The sequence below is a fragment of the Leptospira inadai serovar Lyme str. 10 genome (assembly GCF_000243675.2).
Classification (GTDB): domain Bacteria; phylum Spirochaetota; class Leptospiria; order Leptospirales; family Leptospiraceae; genus Leptospira_B; species Leptospira_B inadai.
Window position 1 is genome coordinate 125,019 of record NZ_AHMM02000017.1, and the last position, 16,057, is coordinate 141,075.

The following is a 16,057-nucleotide window of genomic DNA, read 5'->3' on the forward strand; positions in this document are numbered from 1 at the left end:
TTAGTCTTCGACGATTTCAATGAGTTTCCTTTTACCCTTCTCACCGTGAACTAATCGCACGCATCGTCGGGAAACTCCGAATTCTTCGGCGATCGCTGCAAGAACCGCATCGTTTGCCTTTCCCTCGATCGCAGGCTCCCGGACGGCAACGATCCAAGTCAGATCTTCCCCTTTTTTGACAAAGGGCTTTTTAGAATTCGGTTTGACCCTTACTTCGATACGCATCTGGAACAAATTTCGAAACGAACTCTAACGTTTTTTTCGAAATTTACCAGCGATTAATCTTATCTCATCGATACCTAAAACCAGACAGGTTCCCAGAAAAATTCCTGCGGAAAAGAGAACCGCGATCAAAACGGAAACTCTCGAGGAATTTGCGTATCCCAGACCTTCCGATTGCAAAAGGAATAATAGGGAATCATGCAAGAAATATCTGTACAAAATCAAAATAAGGCTCATTAAAATCAAGGGAACCGAAAGACGTAGCGTCTTTCGAACAAAACCTCGCCATGGGAAAACGATTCCGTGCTTCGTAAGACTTCTGGATAAAAAGAGCCAAGTGGAAATCGAAGTCACTGCAGAAGCCAATGCGATCGCCGAATGCTTTAAATAGTAAATCAAAGAAAGATTCAAAAGCAAATTCAACCCTAAGGAAAAAGCCTGAATTTTCAACGGAGTCTTAGTGTCCTGAAACGCATAAAAGGAGGAAATCAGAACTTTGTTCATGCTGTAAAAAGGAACCGCTATCGAATAGAGAATGAGAGGCATCGTGGCGGTTTCCGTCGCGACATGATCCCATCTTCCTCCGTAATAAATCGAATCCAGGATCGGCCCGGCCAGGATTCCCATTCCGAGCGCCGCAGGTACCGTAAGAAACGATGCGAATCCTAAAACCCCGAGCATTTCTCCCGGTACCTCCGAATGTCGGTCTTCCTTCAATGCGGAAAGTAATGCAGGCAACGTAGTCGTAGCCAGGGCCACGCCGATGATTCCGGTCGGAAGTTGAACCAGCCTTTGTGAATAGTCTAAACTTACCACGGCACCCAAACCCGGATTCGCGTTTTGAACCATGTTCGCGAGAAAAATATCCACCAACAAACCAAGCTGATAAAAACCGCCTCCCAGAGCAGCAGGCAGCATCAGCCTAAAAATCTTTTTTATAGCGGGATGTTTGTAGTTCCAAGAAAGTATCGGGCCTTCGCCGTTTTTAGAAACGTACCAAACTTGAACGGATAATTGGATGACGCCGCCGAATATGATGGCAAAGCAAAGTATCCGAACTTTCGTCAGGAGATCCGACTCTAAAAAAGGAAAGATGCAAAGAAAGACGACTAGATAACTTAAATTTAATATAATCGGGGAAAGAGAAGGGACAAAAAACCGATTCTTAACGTTCGAAATCGCCATAAAGATCGAAGATAAGCTGGCCGTAACGATCAAAAAAAATAATATATAGGTCAACTCTATTACAAGAGTCGAATATTCCCTGGAGCCTCCGACCAATAACGGAATGGCGATCGGAGAGAGCGAAAACACCAGTAGGACGAATGCGAATAGAATCAGCGCTAAGAAAACCAGAACCGCTCCGCTCATTCTCCGCGCTGCTTCTTCTCCTTCCTTTCCCGCGTCGGAATAGAGAGGCATAAAGGATTGCGAAAGAGTTCCTTCCGCTAAAAGATTCCGGAACATATTAGGCAGTCTGTAGGCGACCGAAAAAGCGGACGCGATCATGCCTGTCCCGAACGACACGGCCATGAAATGGTCTCTGAATAAACCTAGAATTCGGGAAAGTAAAGTGTAGAAAGAAAGAGCGAAGCTACGAGTGGCTGCTTTGGACAAGGTTACCCTGCTGGACCGGAAGTTTCCGGCGAGACTACAAGTCGTTCTAAGTAACGAACTCCGCCCAACCTGTTCACGTCAAACTCAATTCCGCAAGCCGGACATTTGTATCTCCCCGAAAGTCGGATTCGCAAGCGGGAATGACAACTTTCGCAATACAAAATTTTATCGGAGACGGAACCTTTCAGTTTTTCCAAGGACTGCTCCAATTTCAGCTCGGAGGCGAACTCATCCTTTTTCGAAATAGATTCTCGGCTACGAGTCGAAGAAGTTGCAGCCGTCTGCGCTCTCCCTGCGTCCGCGACGGGAATCGTCCTAATCTCTGGAATATGCACCGATTCATCCCGTTCTTCGGGAATCGATTCATTAGGAGCGGAATAAAATTGGAGAGGTTTCGTCTGCCTCAATGAGGCGATAGAATGCTCGGACGTATTCTGCTTAGAACGAAGATCTTCGATTTTTAAGGAGGATAGCCATTCTTCCGCATCCCGTTCGGCGGGAAAAATCCGCAAAGATGTCGTTAGACCGAAAAGGCCGAGTACGAGTTTGCATTCTTCATTCCATCCGACAAACGCGATGTTCCCGCCGTTCTTTTGCAGAAAGGAATTCAATTCGGATAACGAACCGATACCCTCCTCTTCCAAATAGTGAATGGAGTCGCAAATCATTAAGAAAAGGCGATCCCCTTCTTCCCAACGCGATTTTAAAAAACGAATCAAGTCGGGCGAAGAATGGGAATCGAGAGTTCCTTTCGGAACGATCCGTAAAATCTTATGAAAGCGAGAAGTCTTGAGTTCCAAGAAAGCCTATCCTAAATAAATCGCATCCAGAATCTCAGGCTTATCCAAACGTTGAGAGACTATTTCCGCGCTCGAAATCGGCATCGGTTTTTCCAGAACTTCCGTTTTTGAGGGAACCTGTCTTTGTACCTCGGCAATTGGAGCAGTCGGCGAAGATGGACGAGAAGCGGCAGGTTGGCTTCCGGTTTGCCAGCGAACCGGGCCTTCGGTCTGAGCAAAGTCCACTTTTTCCCAAAGAGGAGGAGAGGAAGAAGTTCGAGCGCTAGATATCGTCGCTGTGCTTGCTTGTGCATACCCGGAACCGGCGCTTTTAATAAGAAGATGCACTAACCCGATGACTATAGCGCAGATCAGAGCAATCCACGCGTTATTCTGAGTTATCCATAAAAGAAGATCCGTTTGCGTTCGTACGAAATGCCCGAAATTTCCTCGTTCATAAGTCATAAACAAGGAAGCGACCCTTTCCAATTTCTCGGGGTGATACACACCCATGGATAATAAAACGTCCGGTTCCAGAATTTCCGGAAAGATAGGAGCCACGGCTTTTAATACGGGCTGATCCGAAGAAACATTCCGTTTTCCGAGTAATACGGGAGTTCCCACCTGCCATTTTCTGAGCCTGTGCGCGATCGTGTACGTGGGAGAAAGAAATTTGATTTCCGGTTTTCTCTTCTTTAAGGGATCCTCGAGATAGTCTTCGTTTGAGGAAGCGAGAACGACCCCGGAATCATTTACGACGGAAATATCTTTGATCCGAAACCCGTCCTTATCTTCGGAGGTCACTTTCACTAATCGCGCAAAGGTAAAGTTCAAATCCGCTAATTTTTCGCCGTCCAATTTGTTTTCCGTGGATTTGGAAAGGGAACTGATGGTGTCCCTCGCTCGATGGTCCGACGAAATTTTCAGTTGATCGAAGGAAGCCAAAGAGGATTCCAAAAAGGACCAGGCGGAAGCACCGATTGCAATTCCTTCGCAAACGATGAGAGCAAAAATAAAGAATAAAACGTGTTTAAAAGTCTGCACCTGATGACCTCTCTTCCTAAGAATCGGTCGTAACGACTGATTCTCTAAAGGAGAAAAAAGGAGTCCTTCGTTAATCTTTATCCCGATGCCTAGTTGGTGCGAAGCGGTAGAATTGCCTTATTTCACAAAAATCAGCCAACAGTTTTCGTTCTGAAATCCGTTGAGCTCCTATTCAGAGGACTGAGGACTGAAGACAGACGCGCTCGCTTCGCTCGCGCTAGACAGAGGCTGCTACTAGTTGGAAAGGTTACAGAGGACGGGGAAAAATCCGCGATAACACAGGGGGTTTCCAACCTCGAGCAGCTTCTGTCTTCAGTCTTCAGTCTTCTGAAAGCGTTTCCTGAATGATTTTTCGAAATTCTACAATCCAATGGTTTCGCTTTTCCAGGCTAGGGTCCAAACCCAGTTTAGCAATGGAAACCATGTTTCGCCAGTCCCCGCCGCAAGGATGAATGCATCGAAATGCGGAAAAATCATTGGATACATTGAGGGCAATTCCGTAGCCGGTAAACCAGGACTTGAATAGAACTCCAATCGAAAGAATTTTCCGTTCCGGGTCGGCGGAAAGATACAATCCAGGCGAATCGGAGCGCCGAATTAGATCCAAATTCCAAACTTTTTTTACGGCTTCCATGGCCGAAGAAAGCACCTGATCCAAGAAGTTCGAAATCGTCAGACCCCGCCCCTTCAGATCGATATGAAAGTAAGTAACGATTTGTCCGGGTTCATGGGCGGTAAAATCCCCGCCCCGTTTGATATAATGGAGAGCGATGCCATTTTTAGATAGGAATTCCGGGTTCTGGAGAAGGTTACCGATATTGTAATTGATCCCGGCGGTAATCGTGGGAGGGTGTTCTAAAAATAGAATGGTTTCCTTTCTTTTTGCCCTCGCCCTCTCCTGAAAGAGAATGTATCTCTCATAGGGGACCGGGTGCCTAAGGGAAATTGCCCGTACCACGATAACATTACGATGGAAAAGCTACTCGAAGTCATCTCCTTTATCTTACAGAGATCGCCCTCCGGACGCAATCGCCAGGAGTTGGCAAAGTTAATTTATTTAGCGGACGGGGTCTTTTTCCAGAAATACGCCAAGATCATCACAGGACAAAAATACATTCATTTAGAAGACTCTCCCTACGCCATGGAATTGAATCAGGCGTTGCTTCATCTGAAAGAAAACCGTCTAATAGATGTACAGCCAAAATTGACCGAAACGGGGATTGCCGGATATCTGTTGATTTGGGTCGGCCCCGCTCATGAAGAGGAAATCGACTTAAATCGCCAGGAAAAACGGATTTTGAGGAAGGTATTGGAGAATTTTAAAGGGAAGGTTTACGACGAAAACCGAGTTTACCCGAATCTTTATGAAAACTACGTCATTACGCCTCTTTTCTCGGAAATTAAATTCAACAAAGAGACGATGAATACCAAAATCCATTTCTTTAAGAGAAAAACGCTTTTGAATATCTCCGGCAAAATATTTAAGGTACTTTTTAGCGAGTAGCTAAGGCGGGAAGCATGCTTATAACGGTTTGTAAAGGCAAAATACACCGCGCCACGGTTACTGACGCAGACCTCAATTATGAGGGAAGCCTAACAGTAGATATGGACTTGGTGGATGCGGCCGGAATGTTTCCCTACGAAAAGGTATCCGTTGTTAACGTCAATAACGGCGCGAGATTCGAGACATATCTCATCGAAGGCAAACGCGGTTCGGGAGAAATTTGCCTGAATGGGGCTGCAGCTCGCCTCGGTATGAAAGGCGATAAGGTAATTATCATCTCATACGGTTCCTTGGAAGAAAAAGAACTTCCCAAAGGATACCAGCCGAAAGTCGTCCTCGTGGACGAAAAAAATCATATCAAAAAGATCTAACCTGAACCGCGAAAACGGACCGACATTCACGCTGGACGAATTTTGCCTTCCGGTTTAAAATAGAAAAATATTTCGAGACAAGGTTTAAACCGGGCGAGTTTTTCCTAAAAAACCGGAAGTTCCGGCTAAGTTTCGGGGATGATTGGTCGATATTTAATTTGAAGAACCGTATTGGGATCAGTACACGCATGAAATCCGTTGCAAAATTCTCCTTCGCCTTAGTATTATTTATCTTAGGTACCGCCGCATCCGGGCAGAACGCGGAGAAGCCGACCGCTGCTAATTCCGGTTCGGGACCGGAATTCTATCCCCTCGCCTATTACGATGATCGATTGCTCGTAAAGGAGGTTTCCTTTTTCCGAAGACATGCAGATAACGGAAAGGGCGAATTTGTGGATGTGATGATCGAATTGGAAAACAGAGACTTCGATCCGGCAAACTTTTCCATTTACGTTCTCGCTTTAAATGAAACTTCCACCGCCAAGGTAGATGATCATCGCGAATTGGTTCCTTTTCCGAAATGGCGCACCTATGATGTGGAAGAAGACGTAAAAGTGGTAAACTTTCACAATCTAATGCCCGCCCCATTGGACAATAAAGTCGTTTGGGGAGACCAACGTTATAACGAAATCAAGAAAAAGTACGAGGATAAATTGGTTCGCGGAGAAAAAGCGAAGTTGGGAAATCCGTCCTTTAACGAACTCGTCCACTACTTGACCAATAATCCTCAAACTGCCCTTCCCATCACACTTTATGGAGAAGCGGGCCCAACCAAGGATAAGGTACTGATCAGCAATTTTGTGGCACAAACTCCGGAAGACCTCCAAAAGCAACGTCACGAATCGTTAAGCAAACATACTTATACGATCTATAGCGCGAAATACAAGAGCACAATCTTTTCCCATCATTATACCGAATATCGTCCAGGCTACTTCACTTTCAATAAGGTAGCCGTCTTGATCTTTAATCCCCAAAAGGAAAAGAACAAGTTGGTCTATCGCAAGATTATAGATATCAATGGACTAAAGCTAGTGAATTGAACTCGAACCGAAGGTAAAGTTGGAAATAAAAAAAGGACCGAAAGGTCCTTTTTTTATGAGTTCGCACAAAGACACGGCTCGCTTCGCCGAGTCTACTGTTTCCATTAAAGTTTAGAGGAATCCCGAGGTCTTCGGTACCGATCGATACTCCCGGGAACAAAGCGAGTCGACCATTGGTCCCGGTTTATATGCTTTTCAACCCAGCCTTTTCCATGATCCCAACGGCCGTCTGAGAGAAAGTCAAAGAAATAGGAGGAATTCATGTACCGGTAGGAATCCATGATATCCAAAATATCGCGTTTTTCCGGTTCATCCTGGGGGGCGTCTTCGTAATAGAAGCTGCTATCCATTCAACTATACCCTACCTGTTTCCTTAGCCCTGTCCATCCTTATTTACCTAATGAGAACATAAAAAGAATCGAACTGCTAGGTCGATTTTCGGGGAAATCAAGGCTCTTCGCCGGAGGCCTTTGAAAGAGGGATCTCCTCCTCGGGAGGCTCGGGAAGAGGCCACAAAAAAGGCAAATTTCCTTGGTCTCTGTCCGAATGGAGTGTCTTTTTGCGTAATTGTCGGCTTCCCGCACGCCTCGTCCCCCTTACGACTCTGAGTTTCTCCGCTTCTGCAAGAAGACCGTCCAACCGATTCTCTAAAAAGTATCGAAGCTCCTCCTGGAGATCGTGGTTAGACGTCCCGTCTGCAAGTTTCAATCCGTCTTTTTCCTGGTCTCGATCCATTTCCATTCGACCTCCTGTAGAAAAAAGTATATCTTTTCTCCCGGACAAACGGTTCCGGATCGGATTCCGGCGATCGCATTTTTTTTCTTGCGAGTGCGGGGTTCCAACCTAAATTTGAGGCGAATGTTGAACGTCTCAGAATATGCGGATTCGCTTTCCTCGGGGAAAGAAATTGATATCGAATATAGATTTATTTCCGATGAGGATCACCAGCAGATTTACTTGCTCCTATTACAAATTCTCGGGCATTTAGACCGCCTTTTTCTTACCGAGGTAGTCTCCACGATTCTGAAAGAGCTTCTGATGAATGCCAATAAGGCCAATGCAAAGAGAATCTTCTTTTTGTCGGAAGGTTTGAATATATCCGACGCCGCTCAATACCAACGTGGAATAAAACGATTTCAAGAGGAGATCATTCATAGATGGGACGAGCAGGAACCTGTCTTAAAAGGTTCTAATTTTTCGGTCCGTTTACGCGCTAAAATTCTGAATCAAAATCTGATTTTTCTGGTAGAAAACGATTGTCCCCTTCTCGCCCAGGAATCCGAGCGAATCAAAGCTCGACTGGAATCCGCCAGCAAATTCAACGATTTATCGGAAGCCTTCCTTACCATGTCGGATAGCCAAGAAAGTGCCGGACTCGGAATCGTACTCATCCAGCTACTTTTAAAAAATTCCGGAATTGGAATGGATAAGTTCAAGATCGAATCCGACGGGAAAATCACTCGAGCGACTTTGGTGATCCCGAAACAGATCGTTCCATTGGAAGTCACGACTAAATTGAAAGATCGAATTTTCACCGAAGTCGAAGGGCTTCCTCCTCTACCCAATACACTCACGAAAATCATCAGTCTTTGCAATAATGCCGATTCGGACTTGGGAGTGATCGCAAATGAAATAGAAAGGAATCCCGCTCTCGGTGCCGACCTTCTTAAACTTTCAAACTCTGCGGGCTTCGCCAGCCGAAACAAAGTGAATACGATCGTTCAAGCGGTCAAAGTCGTCGGACTGAAAAACGTCAGGAACCTTCTTTATGTTTCAGGCGTTCGAAAAATTATGGAAGGACGATATACCAAGCTACAGGAGGTCTGGAATCATTCCAACCTGACTAGCTATTTAGCTCGACAAGTTTCTCAAAGAGCTGGACTCGTCAAGCTCGGCGATATCGCCGCCGCTGGAGCTTTGCTTCATGATCTAGGAAAGTTCGTCTTGCTGGCTCTCGATCCGAATCTATTCAGAAAACTGAGCGCCTTCCAAAAATACAGGGACTTAAATAATTCTACGATTTTTGAAGAAATCTCGATCGGAATCTCCCATCCCACGCTCGGAGGAATGCTAGCTCGAAAGTGGGATTTTCCGCCCGATCTCGTCAATATGATAGAGTTCCACCATCGCCCTTTCATGGCGTATGGAACGATTTACGCCGATCTAGTCGAAACAGTATATCTTGCAAATATGATGAGTGATTATACGGAACGGAAAGTCACATATTATGCCGTCGACTCTAATATCCTGCGTAAGTTCGAACTGGACGATAAACAGAAGTTCGAAGAGACTTGCGAAAGATTGACTAAGGCTTACGAGATCGCGAATGAAGAAAACTGAGCAATCACTCTTAAATCTGAAAGGAATCCGTTTCTTTCGCTCCGGAACGCCGATTTTAGAGGAAATCGATCTTCGAATCAACCCAAACGAACATTGGGTTTTGCTAGGTAGAAACGGTGCAGGGAAGACGACCCTTGTCAATTTGATTTATGGAACGGATTGGCCGACGGCCGGGCGGATCGAATTGTTCGGGGAAGCGTTCGGAGAAGTTCCCATTCAAGAACTGAGGAACAAAATCGGAATCTTAGATTCGTCCCAGCAAGAAAGCGCTTTGCAAAGAAGTCTAACCGTGTTCGACGTACTTCTTACCGGTTTCTTCCACACGATCGGATATTATCGAGACCCGGACGCCTGGGAAGAAAAGGAAGCGGATCGTATTTTAGAAGAGAACGGAATGGGCGCAAAACGCAAACAGTTATTTCGAACCCTTTCCTCGGGAGAGAAGAAGAAAGTCTTATTTTTGAGAGCGATGTCGACATCGCCGGATTTCGTTATACTAGACGAACCTTGCTCCGGATTGGATTTAACGGCCAGAGAGGAATTCATCGATTTTTTGGACGGTTATAAGAAGAATCGAAATTTTACTTCGATTTACATAACGCATCGATTGGATGAAATTCCGCCGTTTTACGAGCACGCCGCACTTTTAAAATCCGGAAAAATTTTATATTCCGGTACGATAGGCGAAGCCTTTACCTCGGAAAGATTAACGAAACTCTACGACCGCAAGGTTCTAGCGGAAAATCGAAACGGAACCTGGGTTGCCATTGCCGATCGATCTTAAAGAGAATTTACTCATAAATATTCCGCATAATCGCAGTCCGGAAACCGCGAGCAAAGGAAGTATTCCTTTTTTTTGGAGGATCTCTTCCGAATTCTCTGACCTTTCCCGCATACCGGGCAAATGCCGTATCCGAGGACGGTCTTGGATGTTTTTTTCCATTCCGAGGAAACCGATTTTATGTCGGCGCCCTTTAGGACCGTCGCCAATTTCGAGTAAAAGTCGGTCAGTAACTGAGTTCGAGAAACCGAACCCTCCGCGATATGATCCAATTTCATTTCCATGTCGGCCGTAAATCCGTCTCGAAACAAATCCGGAAACGCTTTTTGCAGGAATGAATTCACTTTTTCTCCGAGATTGGTGGCTAAAATCCCGATCTTATCCCGGATAGCGTAGTTTCGTTTATAAAGAGTTTCTAATATACTGGCATACGTGGACGGCCGGCCTATCCCTTCCTTTTCCATTTTCGCAACCAGCGTGGCTTCGGTATATCGCGGAGGAGGTTCGGTAGTTTTCTTTTGCATTTCCCATTTTGTAGGAGATAGTATTTCTCCGACCTTCCAGGGAGGTCGACTTTCCTGAGTGGCTCCGTAAACGATTCTGTATCCTGGAAATTCCGTCCTCTTCGTTTCTCCGATCCAGACTTCGGAACCCGCTTCCGCCTGGAACCGGATTCGAATCCAATTTTCCGGTTTCATTTGAGAGGCGAGAGACCGTTTCCAGATCAATTCATATAATTTCTTTGCATCCTTATTCAAAGAACGTTCGGAAAGATGCTGAATGTCTTTCGGAGTCAAGGAAGGATCGACGGGACGTATGGCCTCATGAGCATCCTGAGTCTTTCCCTTTGCCTTTCTTTCCCTATGAGAAACGTCTTCCGAGGATACGAATTCCGCGCCAAAGGATAAAATGGCCTCCTCCTTGAGTGCGAATCGGGCTTGCGAGGAAATCCGAACCGAATCGGTTCTCATATACGTAATCAGACCTTGGCGTTTTCCGTTTCCAAGATCCACCCCTTCGTATAGAGACTGGGCCAATTTCAAGGTCTTGGACGCCGGAAATTTAAAAAAACGGAATGCTTCTTGTTGAAGACTAGCGGTAGTAAAAGGCGCAGGTGGGGGAGTTTTTCCTTTTTTTTCGGAACGATCGATCACTCGCAATTCCGCATTTTGATCCAAAAGATTCCGTAAAGCCGTTTTGCCTTCCTCTTCGGTTTCGAAGGCCCCGTCCTTCCGACGAAATAAAATAAAATCCTCTTTCTCCGGCGAAAAATGAACTTTTGCAATCACCTCCCAAGAATCTTCCGGAATAAAATCCCTGATCGCAGCCTCTCGCTCACAAATCCATTTCAAGGCTACGGATTGAACCCTACCCGCAGACAATCCCGAAGAAATTGCCTTCCATAAAAAAGGGCTGATTTTGTATCCGATCAGTCTGTCCAGGATCCTTCGAGTGACCTGCGATTCTACCAGCCGAGAATCGATCTCGATCGGATGTGATACCGCTTCTAAAACCGCAGTTTTACTGATCTCCCGGAATTTAACTCTTTTCACCGATCCACGCTTGCCGATTCTTTCCGATAAGACGGAACCGATAAATTCCCCCTCTCGATCCGGATCGGTAGCTATGAAAATACGATCGGCAACTTTCGCCGCTTTCAAGATCTGAGCCAAAACTTTTTTCTTGCCGGGTAAGAGCTCATATTCGGGTAAAAAATCATGAACGATATCCACGCCCAGTCGATCCGAAGGTAGATCCACAAGATGGCCGAAAGTCGCTAGAATTTGAAAATCGCCGCCTAAGTAAGAAGACAGGGTCCGAACTTTCGTAGGAGATTCGACAAGTAAAAGTTGAGGCATCGTAAGACGGGTAGCCGAGCAGACAACCCGCCTGTATTTTTTAAAAAGGTCCTAGGCTTTCAATCAAATATCCGTCCGGATAGGTAGGGTTCTTTCTTTTCGTTACGAAGAACGGTTTCCGACGCGGCGGCCAAAAATATCTGAGGATAAAAGCCCTCAGTTTAAAAACCGCAATCGTTACCCATTGTATCAGAAAATTAGGATTCGGAAATCCCATAGTGGATCTCAAAGGGGCATCCATTAAGGAAAATAGAACTTGAGAGACGAAAAAAGAAAGTCCCGGAATTTTAGGCAATCTTCCTAGCGCAATCCGTAGAGTCGCCGCTCCCAATCTTATTCCTTCCGGCGTCTGTTTAAAGTTCTTGGATTCGAAAGTCCGATTAAAATTCTCCATCTGTTCATATGTCTTCGGTAAATCTTTGATATTCATCAATTCACCGATTCGTCTCCACAAATAGAAATTGGCTAGTTTTTCCCGTTGCGAACTTTTTCTCCAACCGAATCTGGCATTCCAGCGAGACGGTTCAAAAATAAAAGTGGTGAGGGTATAGAGGAAGTCTTCGTTCTTAATCTTATATTGTTTGTGAATTTGATTCAAGCGGCGAATCGCTCTTCGACCGTTTTCGCTATCCAATCCGTTTTCCAAAAATTCCCCTAGGATAAGTGTGGTATCGTCGTATCTTTTTTGACCGAAATTTTCGAACTGTTTGGTTTCATCTAGGATTTTCGCGATGGAAGGAATCGCGTACGTGCGGAAAAACGCCAACGCTAAAGAAATTTCCACATCCTGCGGGAAATCGTAGCTGCCGGAAAGAAATGCGATTCGATGAGCATCTTTCTCCGGATCCAGCCTTTCAATTTCTCGTAAAATTCGTAATCGATCAAACATATAGATTCCTGTCTCTCCTTATTATTGTGAGAAATCATTTACAAAAAGCTAATCCTAAATGGAACGCTGATTGCACAAGACTTTTTCTAAAATATGCGAGAGGTTGGATAACAAACCACAACCTTGCCGAGGACCGATTAGTTTTATATAAAACAGAGGACTGAAGGCAGAGGACAGACGCGTTCGCTTTCAGAGGACAGAGGTCAGAAGACAGATGCATTCGCTTTGCTCACGCTAGACAGAAGCTGCTCGATGTTGGAAAAGTTACGGAGGACTGAGCCGCACTTTTTTGGAAAGGCAGCGGTACTATCGTACTAGTGTGGGTTATTCGGCGAGCCCCCACCCTGATTTCGGGTGGCGGAGGAGGGCTCGTGGGAGAGGGTGCTTGGCTCTATATCATAAATCTCTGGATTCGCCAAGCTTTTTTTAAATAAGCTTTTTGTGGGAGCTCCCGCGCAGAAGACAGATGCGTTCGCTTTGCTCACGCTAGACAGAAGCTGCTCGATGTTGTGAAGGTTATAGAAGTAGAGGAGATATCTACTGTAATGTAGGAATCTTTCCATAGAGCATGGAAACTCGGCTCATCAATGTTCTGTCCTCTGTCCTCTGTCCTCTGTCCTCTGCAATCCAAGACCATAAAAAAAACCCGGCTTTGCCGGGATTTCGTAGGGCTTTTTTAGGGCGAATCACCTTCGACTTCACTGTCGCGGTAAACTTAGTTCAACCGTTAGAAGGAACCGGAAACAAACCTTCAATCGAAAGATATCTCTCTCCGGTATCGTAATTGAACGTTAATATCGTTGCACCTTCCGGAATATCAGGCAGTTTTTTAGCGACTGCGGCTAAAGAAGCGCCCGAAGAAACTCCCAAGAAAATTCCCTCTTCACGCGCGGCCCGCAGTGCATACGCGAAGGCCTCATCTTTAGTCACTTGAATGACTCCGTCCAACAGATCCACATGTAGGTTTTTAGGAATAAAACCGGCACCGATTCCTTGGATCGGATGGGGTCCCGGTTTTCCTCCCGAAATAACCGGAGAAGCCTCCGGCTCCACTGCATAGACTTTCGTTTTCGGAAATTTCTCTTTTAGAACTTTCGCAACTCCGGTGATATGACCGCCCGTTCCGACTCCGGTGATCAATACATCTACCCCGTTCGGGAAATCTTTTACGATTTCAGCGGCCGTTGTCTCTATATGAACTTGGATATTTGCTTCGTTTTCGAACTGCTGAGGCATCCAAGAATTATGATTTTCTGATACAAGTTGCTTCGCACGCTCGATCGCACCAGGCATTCCTTTTTCTCTAGGAGTAAGATCGAATTCGGCTCCATAGGCTGCCATGATTCTTCGTCTTTCGACGCTCATCGATTCGGGCATGACGAGAATTAATCGATATCCTTTTACGGCAGCAACCAGCGCCAATCCGATTCCCGTGTTTCCGGAAGTAGGTTCTATAATCACGGTATTTTTCGTTAATTTTCCGCTCTTCTCCGCATCTTCGATCATAGAAAGAGCGATACGATCTTTGATAGAACCGCCGGGGTTAGATCGCTCAAGTTTAGCGTAAACAGTGTGCTTGGAATCGAAGAGACGATTAATCTTCACATGAGGAGTATTTCCTATAGTCTCTAAGATATTATTTGCTTTCATTGATTGTTCCTACCTTTTCAATATTGATTCCGGTCAATTGCTACTATATTGGAAACAGTTTTCAATATATCAAATATTTCAATAAAAAAAAGGGCTTGCAGGGCCATTTTTCGTCTCTCTCCCGAACTCTTTTAAAATAAACTTCCATTCTACGTTTCTAGGAAATCGGATTTGGGAGATAAGATTCCGGAAAATTCACAATCATTCCACCGCAATAAGGACTCAAAGATTAAACGGTCTTAAGCACGATTCCCGCTAAAAATGCCTCCACCTCCGGTCCCCATTCTAATTTTAAACCCTTGAAAACGGCGTACAAAGTGGAAATATGAACGTTAGAATCTCCAGGTGTTGCCGCGTATCCGCGTACCTCCCTCCCTCCAACTTCCAATGATGCTAGAGGAAAAACCGCGTGAGAAAAGATTCTACCGTACAATCCCCGGTCCCGCCCCGATGAAAAAATCGAGTTCGTCGATATCAGGTCCGTTACGGAAAGAAACGGATCGGTCTGAATTTTATCGATCACTTCCTCCAGTTTCACTTCCCGCTTCAACCTGAGTCGGAACCGAATCAAATGCATGTACGGTGAGTTAATCGTAATGGAGGAAGAGCTCAACTTGATCTTAAAACCGAGAGTAGCATAGACTTCGTTGAGGAGTCTCCCATGGTGGGTTCCGGTTTCCGATTCCGGTAAGACTAATAGAGGTCCGGTCACGTGGGGATCGTTTTTAGCCATATCCGCATCCCTCCGAATCACGAAGAAATCGGCGTCTTCCAAAACGGACGGAAGTTCGTCCGCATCTTTCTCATAAAACGGACGAAGTATTCCGGCTAACGTGTGAGTATTGCAAGTAGAAACGTGTACGAATCTAGGGATCTCCTTTTCAAGAATCACCGCATTTTCCGGATAAAGAAACTGCGGGCCGAATTTATGTTCGCTTCCTTGTGCAATGAATAATCGAATCCCATCGTACAAAGCGGATTCATATTCCGGAATTCTCTTCTCCGCTATCCCAGGGGGAGAAGAGTCGCATAGAACATAAGAATTTCGAAGCGCTTCCTGTTTTTGTATCCATTGCGGAAAAAAATCCCGAACATGATTTTCCCCGTCGTCGACTAACTCAGCTCCTTTTTCTAAAAGAGAAAGAATTTGAGGAATCTCCGCCTTCCGAAGCTGATAGGGTTCTACAAAAACCCGAAACCTTCCGAACTTTGCCTTTATCAATAATAAAATCGAGGCCAGTGGCCAACCGATTACGCCGGTCCCGCGTAGATAGACTCCTGGACTTCCGTGGGAGTCAGTCATTTTTGGAAAAACTCGGCCGGGAATAATAAGGATCGTTCATATAATTCGTTTTGTATTTCACGTAATTCCCCGTAGTTCTTGTGATGATCTCTCTTTCTTTTTCGGTAATATCTCTTACGATCTTAGCCGGAGATCCCATCACCATCACTCCGGATGGAATCTTTTTCCCGGGTGTGACCAGCGCACCAGCCGCTACAAACGAGTATTCCCCCAACTCGACTCCATCCATGATGGTTGCCCCCATTCCGACGAATGAAAAGTCCTTTAAAATGCATCCGTGAATTGTGGCTCTATGGCCGATCGAAACATTATCTCCGATTTCGACGGGATATACGTCTCTCGCGACATGGATAACCGTCATGTCTTGGATATTCACATTCTCGCCGATGCGAATATAATTTACGTCCCCTCTTACGAGCGTCTGGAACCAAACGGAAGAATCCTTGCCGATCGCAACGTCTCCGACTATTTGAGAACCGGGAGCCAAAAAAACGCTATCGTGGATATTCGGACTCTTTCCCAAATATTCCAAAACCATTCCATATCCGCGCACATCGCTCATCATGAGGAAAATCTCCCGATCCTTTCCGTTCCATTTTCCGGCCCGTCAAGTCCGCCCACAAGTCGAAATTCCTTTTGACCGACTAGGCACTACGAC

Annotated in this window: 17 protein-coding genes; 5 read left to right on the forward strand and 12 right to left on the reverse strand. The window is 45.5% G+C overall.

From position 1 onward, the window contains the following. The 5 genes from LEP1GSC047_RS09855 to lipB all read right to left on the reverse strand — a co-directional run bounded on the left by LEP1GSC047_RS09855 (position 1) and on the right by lipB (position 4,620). Positions 1–225: a DUF167 domain-containing protein gene (locus tag LEP1GSC047_RS09855; protein ID WP_010418640.1), complete on the reverse strand. Its 225-nt coding sequence runs from the start codon at positions 223–225 to the stop codon at positions 1–3. A 24-nt stretch (positions 226–249) separates the two neighbouring features. Continuing rightward, positions 250–1,839, reverse strand: a complete 1,590-nt coding sequence (murJ, locus tag LEP1GSC047_RS09860; protein ID WP_010418637.1) for a murein biosynthesis integral membrane protein MurJ — start codon at positions 1,837–1,839, stop codon at positions 250–252. A gap of 2 nt (positions 1,840–1,841) precedes the next feature. Next, a complete protein-coding gene (locus LEP1GSC047_RS09865) occupies positions 1,842–2,639 on the reverse strand; it encodes an STAS domain-containing protein (protein WP_010418633.1) in 798 nt (265 codons plus the stop codon). A gap of 6 nt (positions 2,640–2,645) precedes the next feature. Then, positions 2,646–3,662: an LIC_12071 family protein gene (locus tag LEP1GSC047_RS09870; protein ID WP_020988609.1), complete on the reverse strand. Its 1,017-nt coding sequence runs from the start codon at positions 3,660–3,662 to the stop codon at positions 2,646–2,648. Positions 3,663–3,981: 319 nt separating this feature from the next. After that, on the reverse strand, positions 3,982–4,620 hold the full coding sequence (gene lipB, locus LEP1GSC047_RS09880; protein ID WP_010418629.1) for a lipoyl(octanoyl) transferase LipB: 639 nt from the start codon (positions 4,618–4,620) through the stop codon (positions 3,982–3,984). Positions 4,621–4,632: 12 nt separating this feature from the next. On the opposite strand from lipB, the gene LEP1GSC047_RS09885 reads away from it, so the two are divergent. The 3 genes from LEP1GSC047_RS09885 to LEP1GSC047_RS09900 all read left to right on the forward strand — a co-directional run bounded on the left by LEP1GSC047_RS09885 (position 4,633) and on the right by LEP1GSC047_RS09900 (position 6,577). Further along, positions 4,633–5,166 carry a type II toxin-antitoxin system antitoxin SocA domain-containing protein gene (locus LEP1GSC047_RS09885; protein ID WP_010418627.1) on the forward strand — a complete coding sequence of 178 codons (534 nt, stop codon included), beginning with the start codon at positions 4,633–4,635 and terminating at the stop codon, positions 5,164–5,166. A 14-nt stretch (positions 5,167–5,180) separates the two neighbouring features. Further along, complete coding sequence (gene panD / locus LEP1GSC047_RS09890; protein WP_010569412.1) at positions 5,181–5,537, forward strand: aspartate 1-decarboxylase; 357 nt, start codon at positions 5,181–5,183, stop codon at positions 5,535–5,537. Positions 5,538–5,725: 188 nt separating this feature from the next. Beyond that, positions 5,726–6,577, forward strand: a complete 852-nt coding sequence (locus LEP1GSC047_RS09900) for a hypothetical protein (protein ID WP_010418617.1) — start codon at positions 5,726–5,728, stop codon at positions 6,575–6,577. 104 nt (positions 6,578–6,681) lie between these two features. Here the strand turns inward: LEP1GSC047_RS09900 and LEP1GSC047_RS09905 are convergent, their stop codons facing one another. Both LEP1GSC047_RS09905 and LEP1GSC047_RS09910 read right to left on the reverse strand, forming a co-directional pair. Continuing rightward, positions 6,682–6,927 carry a hypothetical protein gene (locus LEP1GSC047_RS09905; RefSeq protein WP_010418615.1) on the reverse strand — a complete coding sequence of 82 codons (246 nt, stop codon included), beginning with the start codon at positions 6,925–6,927 and terminating at the stop codon, positions 6,682–6,684. Positions 6,928–7,024: 97 nt separating this feature from the next. Next, positions 7,025–7,318, reverse strand: coding sequence for a hypothetical protein (locus tag LEP1GSC047_RS09910; protein WP_052580695.1), 294 nt, complete (start codon positions 7,316–7,318; stop codon positions 7,025–7,027). Between the two features lie 117 nt (positions 7,319–7,435). Between LEP1GSC047_RS09910 and LEP1GSC047_RS09915 the strand changes: the two genes are divergently transcribed. Together LEP1GSC047_RS09915 and LEP1GSC047_RS09920 are read left to right on the forward strand one after the other, a co-directional pair. After that, entirely contained in the window at positions 7,436–8,917 is a 1,482-nt protein-coding gene (locus LEP1GSC047_RS09915; RefSeq protein WP_010418610.1) for an HDOD domain-containing protein, read from the forward strand. After that, positions 8,904–9,701, forward strand: a complete 798-nt coding sequence (locus LEP1GSC047_RS09920; protein ID WP_010418606.1) for an ABC transporter ATP-binding protein — start codon at positions 8,904–8,906, stop codon at positions 9,699–9,701. Before LEP1GSC047_RS09915 ends, LEP1GSC047_RS09920 begins: the two co-directional genes overlap by 14 nt. A gap of 11 nt (positions 9,702–9,712) precedes the next feature. Here the strand turns inward: LEP1GSC047_RS09920 and topA are convergent, their stop codons facing one another. The 5 genes from topA to LEP1GSC047_RS09945 form a co-directional block, all read right to left on the reverse strand. After that, the gene (gene topA / locus LEP1GSC047_RS09925) at positions 9,713–11,557 is read right to left on the reverse strand and encodes a type I DNA topoisomerase (protein WP_010418604.1); all 1,845 of its coding nucleotides are present in this window, start codon (positions 11,555–11,557) and stop codon (positions 9,713–9,715) included. A gap of 40 nt (positions 11,558–11,597) precedes the next feature. Beyond that, the gene (locus LEP1GSC047_RS09930) at positions 11,598–12,446 is read right to left on the reverse strand and encodes an oxygenase MpaB family protein (protein ID WP_010418602.1); all 849 of its coding nucleotides are present in this window, start codon (positions 12,444–12,446) and stop codon (positions 11,598–11,600) included. A 720-nt stretch (positions 12,447–13,166) separates the two neighbouring features. Next, a complete protein-coding gene (cysK, locus tag LEP1GSC047_RS09935) occupies positions 13,167–14,096 on the reverse strand; it encodes a cysteine synthase A (protein ID WP_010418600.1) in 930 nt (309 codons plus the stop codon). A gap of 229 nt (positions 14,097–14,325) precedes the next feature. Next, complete coding sequence (locus tag LEP1GSC047_RS09940; RefSeq protein WP_010418597.1) at positions 14,326–15,399, reverse strand: hypothetical protein; 1,074 nt, start codon at positions 15,397–15,399, stop codon at positions 14,326–14,328. Next, positions 15,392–15,964, reverse strand: coding sequence for a gamma carbonic anhydrase family protein (locus LEP1GSC047_RS09945; protein WP_010418595.1), 573 nt, complete (start codon positions 15,962–15,964; stop codon positions 15,392–15,394). The genes LEP1GSC047_RS09940 and LEP1GSC047_RS09945 overlap by 8 nt, the downstream gene beginning before the upstream one ends. Positions 15,965–16,057 lie beyond the last annotated feature (93 nt).

What these genes read in the sequence shown, in the direction of transcription:
- LEP1GSC047_RS09920 (WP_010418606.1), top strand. Translation starts at nt 8,904, where the DNA reads ATGAAGAAAACTGAGCAATCACTCTTAAATCTGAAAGGAATCCGTTTC.
- LEP1GSC047_RS09945 (WP_010418595.1), bottom strand. Translation starts at nt 15,964, where the DNA reads ATGATGAGCGATGTGCGCGGATATGGAATGGTTTTGGAATATTTGGGA.
- LEP1GSC047_RS09915 (WP_010418610.1), top strand. Translation starts at nt 7,436, where the DNA reads ATGTTGAACGTCTCAGAATATGCGGATTCGCTTTCCTCGGGGAAAGAA.
- cysK (WP_010418600.1), bottom strand. Translation starts at nt 14,096, where the DNA reads ATGAAAGCAAATAATATCTTAGAGACTATAGGAAATACTCCTCATGTG.
- LEP1GSC047_RS09900 (WP_010418617.1), top strand. Translation starts at nt 5,726, where the DNA reads ATGAAATCCGTTGCAAAATTCTCCTTCGCCTTAGTATTATTTATCTTA.
- LEP1GSC047_RS09930 (WP_010418602.1), bottom strand. Translation starts at nt 12,446, where the DNA reads ATGTTTGATCGATTACGAATTTTACGAGAAATTGAAAGGCTGGATCCG.
- LEP1GSC047_RS09885 (WP_010418627.1), top strand. Translation starts at nt 4,633, where the DNA reads ATGGAAAAGCTACTCGAAGTCATCTCCTTTATCTTACAGAGATCGCCC.
- LEP1GSC047_RS09940 (WP_010418597.1), bottom strand. Translation starts at nt 15,399, where the DNA reads ATGACTGACTCCCACGGAAGTCCAGGAGTCTATCTACGCGGGACCGGC.
- LEP1GSC047_RS09855 (WP_010418640.1), bottom strand. Translation starts at nt 225, where the DNA reads ATGCGTATCGAAGTAAGGGTCAAACCGAATTCTAAAAAGCCCTTTGTC.
- LEP1GSC047_RS09905 (WP_010418615.1), bottom strand. Translation starts at nt 6,927, where the DNA reads ATGGATAGCAGCTTCTATTACGAAGACGCCCCCCAGGATGAACCGGAA.
- topA (WP_010418604.1), bottom strand. Translation starts at nt 11,557, where the DNA reads ATGCCTCAACTTTTACTTGTCGAATCTCCTACGAAAGTTCGGACCCTG.
- panD (WP_010569412.1), top strand. Translation starts at nt 5,181, where the DNA reads ATGCTTATAACGGTTTGTAAAGGCAAAATACACCGCGCCACGGTTACT.
- LEP1GSC047_RS09910 (WP_052580695.1), bottom strand. Translation starts at nt 7,318, where the DNA reads ATGGAAATGGATCGAGACCAGGAAAAAGACGGATTGAAACTTGCAGAC.